Here is a 6407-nt window from a genome sequence, read left to right on the forward strand (position 1 = left end):
TATTTTACCAGTTCAAAAAACTTAATAGTAATGAGAAGGCTGGAACAATGTTTGCTTCAAACGTGTTTCAGCCTTAAAAAAAAGAATTTTTTTTAAAAGTAATTTTGTTTATAATAAAGAATATAATAAGAAAGTGGTTACAAAAGGAGATCTAGCTTTTCTTTGAACAGTTCTCAAATGAGAGACTCTTGTATGTGAAATAAAGTTGGTATGATTAAGGTGGTACTTGTTAGTATGAATAAAATGGAAAACCCTTTAAAAAAGTTAGTGGATCAAAGATTGTACGGTCGCTACGGAAGTGTAATACCAATTTCCAATATTTCCCTTATCTTAGTTGATAATACGGGGAAAATTCTTATGGAATTTAATCCGGAACCCGAATTTTGTAAACTTATTTGCAAAAAGGAAGAAGGGAACGTCTGTGATTATTGTTTGGGTCGATTAAAAAATGATCTTGAGCATAGATACATATGTGAATATGGTTTGGAGAATATTTATATGCCTATTGTTGTTGGAAAAGAGACGTTAGGATATATTATTGGTGTTCAGGCATTTTCTACAGATACTGAATACAAAAAGTACCTATTAGATGTTCCTAGATTAAGTGATGAAACGGGTGCTGATAAGGAAAAAATTGCTAAAGCACTTTCTCTATTGGGAACGGTAGACGAAAAAGAGATTCGAATTTACGAGCAAATATGTGGGCATGTATCTAGTAATATTGCATTAGATGTTGAAGAAAGAGTGCTAAATAACCATACAGATGTTGAACGGCTGTCGATCGAAAAAGAAATCTTAGAAAAGAAGATTCTTGATTTAGAAACGAAAAATGATTCATTAGTGATTAATCCGCATTTCCTATTTAATACGTTAAATTCTATTGCTCGCACCGCCTATTTTGAAAATTCACACACTACCGAGGAATTAATTTATTGTCTTTCAGATATTTTACGTTATACTTTGAAATCGGAAAATCAATTACACACAATCAAGGCTGAGTTGGACTACATTAATAAGTATTTGTATATTCAAAAGGTTCGTTTTAAAGACCGGTTAAATTTTGAAATAAATATCTCAAAAGAATTGTTGTCACAGCGTATTTTGAATCTGACGCTTCAACCAATTGTAGAGAATGCTCTTATACATGGTATTACTCCTAAAAGGGATGGCGGAACTGTTAAAATTTATTCAGACAACCACTGTAAAGAAGAGGTGATCATTTATATAGAGGATGATGGAAATGGATTTCCACAAAAAGTATTAACCACAATAAATGAAAAAGGAACGATCGATCAAACAAACAGTTTGGGGTTTAGCTGTACGGATCGTCGATTAAAGCAATATTTTGGTAATGAATATGGTTTGTTTGTTAAAAAATCTGATTATAGTGGAAGTATAGTTGGGATAAAGTTTCCTAGAAATTAGGTGAAGGTATGAATCGAATTTTAATCGTTGAGGATGAAGAGTTGGAGAGAAGTTTTTTACAATCATTAATTGAGTCAAAGATTAGTGAAGAATGTCTAGTTTGGAGTTGTGCAACAGGGACAGAAGCTATAGAGCTAGCTCAAAAGTACCGACCCAACATTCTATTTCTAGATATATTAATTCCTGAAAAAGATGGGTTGACTGTATTGAAGGACATACGAACTTTTTTACCAGAAGCAAAAGTAGTTATTTTATCAGCTTTTTCTGAATTTTCGTATGCGCAGCAGGCAATTGATATGCAAGTCTCAAAATACTTACTTAAACCAGTTAAGCCTAAAGAGATAGAGGAAGTACTTGAACGTATTATTGGGCAAATGGAAAAGACAAAGGAAACAGTTATTGAGACTCGCGGAAATACTAATTGTGAGGAAAAACTAGCTTTCATCAAAGAGGCGGTTAGGTTTATCCAAAAAAACTTTCGTGATAAATTGACATTAGAAATGGTTTCAGCCCACGTATATATGAACCCTCAATATTTTAGCAGAGTATTCAAAAAAGAAATAGGACTCTCTTATACGGATTATGTAAATAATCTAAGGATTCAATTTGCTTGTAAGTTGTTAGAGACTTCGGACTTCCCCTCTTATCGTATATCTAACGAATGCGGGTTTAACGATCCATCATATTTCAATCGTGTTTTTTTTAAGCAAATGAAGACGACACCAAACAAATATCGAAAACAGTCACGTAGACAGTTCACGTAAGTAAAATAGCTGCCCCTTCAGTAAATGAATCAGATTCCATTCCGGTACTTAAGAATGGAATCTGATTATTTTATTGTACGACTGTTCGACTTATTATTTCATCTTGAACTTCTTTACATAATTCACCGAAAAAGGCACTGTAACCGGCGACCCGAACAATTAAATCTCGATACTGTTCAGGATTACGCTGAGCATCTAATAGTGTAGCATTATCAATGCAATTAAATTGCATTTGCCCATTCCCCAACATAGAAGCGGTTCTCAAAAGTGTAATTAATCCTGCACGTCCTTCACTAGAATCTAATGAATTTTTTGTAACTTTAAAATTGTGAGCCATTCCCAGACTCATTGCTTCAACAGGAATCTTCGATACTGATTTGATAACGGAGGTTGCGCCTTTTACATCAGCACCTTGTGAGGGACTCATCGCATCAGACAAAGGAGCATAAGCAATCCTTCCATTTGGTGTTGCCCCGACCATCTCGCCTAGAGGCGTATTGAAAGACTGTGATAAAGTTCCGTGAATATGGTGTGCATATAAGGATTTACTATTGTTCATACGATTTTCAGTATATTTAATAATATCTGCTGCGATTAAATCTGCATAGTCATCATCGTTTCCATATTTTGGAGCATTTTTACAATCACGCTGCATCAATTCATAGCCGTCCCAATTTGCGTCCAAAGCTTTTTTTATCTGTGATAAAGTATATTTTTTTTCATCATATACGAGTTTTTTGATTGCAGCCATACTGTCTACATAAGTTCCTAAACCAGCAAAAATAGTTCCTGGACCTCCATAAAGAACAGCTCCGCCCGCCGTGACGTCTTGTCCATTTTTCATACAGCCATCAACGAAAAGAGACATATACGGGGTAGGTGTCGTGTCGCGAAAAATCTCCTGAATCATATTCGTCCCTTTAGTATTCATATCGATCAAGTAGTCTAACTGTCGTTTTATAGCATCTTCAAATTTCTCATAAGTATCAAAGGCCTCCAAAGAGCCAGTATCAAGCCACCTTCTTTGCCCGTAAGATTTCAAAATTCCTTGATTTAATGCTAATTCAATAGTAATTGGCCATTGAGTGAAACCTCCAGCAGTCCATTGATGAATTCGTCCAGATTTTTGAGGCTCCACACATCCCATCAGACAGTAATCACGCGCATCTTGTGGCGAGAATCCTTTATCCAGCATTATTTTAATATGAGAGTCATCAAAGTGACACGCAGGCATGCCGACACCAACCTTTATTACATCAACAATTTTGTCTAAATATTTTTTTGGCGAATCATTATGGATGCGACAAGCAAGCGATGGTTGATATACCCGAACAGCTTCAACAGCATCCATAATCAGATAGGTCAGGTCGTTGGTGCTATCTCCGCCGTCGCGGTTTAGACCACCAACAGTCATATTGATAAATGGCATATATCCAGCGAAATACTTTGCTGTTGCCCCGGGAGTGTACCAGATCATTTCGGAACATTTAATAATGAAGCAGCCCATTAATTCTAATGCGTGTTCTCTTGTGATTTTCTCATCGCGTAAGTCTGACTCGAAGTGAGGGAAAACATATTGATCAATTCTCCCTAATGAAGTACTACACTGATTTTCCTCCATAAGAAAAAGTGATTGAATTGTCCAAATAGATTGTAATGCTTCTTGAAAAGTTTCTGGTGGATTTGCGGGTACACGTTGGGTTACTTCAGAAATCTTTTCCAATTCTTGTTTTCGTTTCGGATTATTTTCTAAAGCAGCTAATTGAGAGGCATAGGTTGATAAACGCTTTGAGTAAATCAAGATACCTTCACATGTTTCAAGTGCTGCTTTATAAAAATTAATTCTTTCTGGGTCAGTTTCCTTTTCTAAATATTTTTCCGCCTCTAATTTAAGTCCATTAATTCCTTTTTTGAATAGAATAATATCGTAGCCTGGGCTTGTATCACCACCACCACTAGTCATGTGGTAAGTTAAATCACTAATACAAGCTTCAGCTCCAAATTCCCACAAATCTTCATCTTCAGCGCGAATGATCTTTTCACATGCCTCAGCAAGTGATTTCCCTTTCCAGAATGGAAACAATTGCTCTCGCATAATTTTTTTATCTTCTTCACTAATGTAATAAGGATCTTGAGGACGAGTGCTGATCTCATCTAGCTCTTCAGAGAGCCATTCCCATGCTGTGTCAGGTGAAAATGCACCGGAGCGTGGTTTTCCACAAGGATGGCCAACAATTAGCTCATTATCTTGTATTAGTAAGGGTGCTGTTTCACAGGCATAACGAAATCCTTTAGCTCTCTGCAAGTTCTTAGGAATATTAGGGTATTTTTTATAAATTTCAGTGTAGGCCAATGCCCTATTGAGAGAGAGACTGGGTGTAACGGTCAAGTAAGCCTTTTTAAGAAGTCGCAAACGTTCTGGAATTACGCGATTTTTTTCCATTATTATCCTCCTATTGATAGCGCTATTATTTATTAAAAGCATAGCATAGAAGCAATAAATCAAATGGAAAATTCGAGTGAATAAGATTGGATTTTTGTTTTCATTTTGGTAGAAAAGTGAATTAACCGGACTTTCTTGGATAATTCAATAATATTTTTATTTTATTTTTTGCAAAATAGGATACTTGCTAAGTTTCGAATAAATTACTTGATGAAAAAGTAGTGATTACATTGAGTATAGTCGAGAATTGAGTAAAAAATGGCATGACAAAAAGTAGTTTTGTCATGCCATTTAAAATTTTTTTTTTTAATGAATCAGGTAATTATACCAAGTTGGCTGATTACTTATTTTAATCGCCACTTTTGAGGAAGGTATTTATTGATTGTATTAAGTCCTTCTTCGTTGATCACGTAATCAATGACTAACTGTCCTTTTCCGTCAATCTCGTATGTGTCTTCATCAATCAAACCGTTCTCTTTCAAAGATAGGAGATGATCAAGAAAGTTCGCATAAGTGAATTGTCTCTCTGTACCATACTCAGGCTTAAGCCCTTCCATGACGGTATTGATATTGTTCTTACTATTTTGATTGCTGCCAATGAAATGTAAAACCCTCGAACGAATTGGTAATAGCATCGACTAGGCCTCCTTCTTTTTGATAAAGTCCATTGGATTTACAGATACAATGATTGCGCCAGCAGTAATAACAATCGCACCTATAAGCATCATAGGACTCAAAGAGCTGTGTAGGAAAATCACTGAAAAAACGACTCCCCACAATACATAGGTACTATTGATAGACATACCTGTTGCTACACCAACTTTACTATTTGCTACATACCATGCCAAGAAAGAACCGGCTGCAAATAGAGCGCCTAAAGCTATAATTAAGACAAGATTAGGTGAAGCTAATACATCAACAAATAGTCCTAAAGAATTGAAGATTGGAAGAACGACAATAATAAAGACAATTCCTGAAACGCCTTGTCGAATCGTAATTGCAATGTTTGAATCGATCATGGACATACCAAAGGCTGAAAATACGCCCTCCATTCCCCAACCGATTGCAGCTATAAAAGCACAAATTATTCCAAAGAAAAAGTTATCGCCAACTGATCCGCCGCCGTCCATAGAAATCATGATTGCACCTGCGATACAAATGACCATTCCTCCCGCGACTCGTTTGGAAATGTCTTGTTTTAAAAACATTTTTGCGAAAATCGCTCCGAACATAGGGAATAAAGCGGAAATAGGAATCGCTGCAGTCCCAGCCGACGCAATTCCTATTAGGTAGGCACCGTTGGCAATGGGTCCCCCAAATAGTGCACCCAGAATAACCATCAAACCTGGAAAAATCGCTAAACTTCGGCCGATTTCTTTAAATCTTCCTTTTACAACATTGAATAAAATAAGCCAAATCGCTGCAATTGTATCATTAAGTGCAGATGCGACGAAGGGAGCAGCAAAAAGACCTGCAGCACCAACTAATGGTTCCTTCATCATGGCGTAAGCAGATACAGTACTGTACAGGCCAAATGCAATCGCTGAAATAAACCCAGCCGCTAAGCCTTGTCTAGTAAAAGTAGTAGTCATTTTTTGCTTCATTGAAAATGCGGGTGATGCCTTTCCTTTTAAATTTTCTTCCATTCAATTCACCTCAAAATCAATTGTTAGTGTTTTACGACGTCGAACAAGTAAACGCATACAAATTGCATCGTGAAAACATCTACAAAATAATTATAAATCAGAATAGAAGGATGTAATTATACATTGAGG

5 protein-coding genes are annotated in these 6407 nt (G+C 36.2%); 2 read left to right on the plus strand and 3 right to left on the minus strand.

Translation table 11 applies throughout. From position 1 onward, the window contains the following. Positions 1–234: 234 nt before the first annotated feature. Both A5868_RS07570 and A5868_RS07575 read left to right on the plus strand, forming a co-directional pair. Positions 235–1425, plus strand: a complete 1191-nt coding sequence (locus A5868_RS07570; protein WP_087654136.1) for a histidine kinase — start codon at positions 235–237, stop codon at positions 1423–1425. Positions 1426–1433: 8 nt separating this feature from the next. Continuing rightward, entirely contained in the window at positions 1434–2189 is a 756-nt protein-coding gene (locus tag A5868_RS07575; protein ID WP_087654137.1) for a response regulator transcription factor, read from the plus strand. A 70-nt stretch (positions 2190–2259) separates the two neighbouring features. On the opposite strand, the gene cutC is transcribed toward A5868_RS07575, so the two are convergent. The 3 genes from cutC to A5868_RS07590 form a co-directional block, all read right to left on the minus strand. Next, positions 2260–4632: a choline trimethylamine-lyase gene (gene cutC, locus A5868_RS07580; protein WP_254908297.1), complete on the minus strand. Its 2373-nt coding sequence runs from the start codon at positions 4630–4632 to the stop codon at positions 2260–2262. Between the two features lie 344 nt (positions 4633–4976). Beyond that, the gene (locus A5868_RS07585) at positions 4977–5267 is read right to left on the minus strand and encodes a hypothetical protein (protein WP_086303957.1); all 291 of its coding nucleotides are present in this window, start codon (positions 5265–5267) and stop codon (positions 4977–4979) included. Positions 5268–5270: 3 nt separating this feature from the next. After that, positions 5271–6278: a DMT family transporter gene (locus A5868_RS07590; protein ID WP_086303955.1), complete on the minus strand. Its 1008-nt coding sequence runs from the start codon at positions 6276–6278 to the stop codon at positions 5271–5273. Between the last annotated feature and the right edge of the window lie 129 nt (positions 6279–6407).

It is taken from the genome of Enterococcus sp. 12F9_DIV0723 (genome assembly GCF_002174375.1).
In the GTDB taxonomy this organism is placed as follows: Bacteria; Bacillota; Bacilli; order Lactobacillales; family Enterococcaceae; genus Enterococcus_A; species Enterococcus_A gilvus.

Coding starts and splice junctions, on each gene's coding strand:
- cutC (WP_254908297.1), bottom strand. CDS start 4,632: ATGGAAAAAAATCGCGTAATTCCAGAACGTTTGCGACTTCTTAAAAAG.
- A5868_RS07590 (WP_086303955.1), bottom strand. CDS start 6,278: ATGGAAGAAAATTTAAAAGGAAAGGCATCACCCGCATTTTCAATGAAG.
- A5868_RS07585 (WP_086303957.1), bottom strand. CDS start 5,267: ATGCTATTACCAATTCGTTCGAGGGTTTTACATTTCATTGGCAGCAAT.
- A5868_RS07575 (WP_087654137.1), top strand. CDS start 1,434: ATGAATCGAATTTTAATCGTTGAGGATGAAGAGTTGGAGAGAAGTTTT.
- A5868_RS07570 (WP_087654136.1), top strand. CDS start 235: ATGAATAAAATGGAAAACCCTTTAAAAAAGTTAGTGGATCAAAGATTG.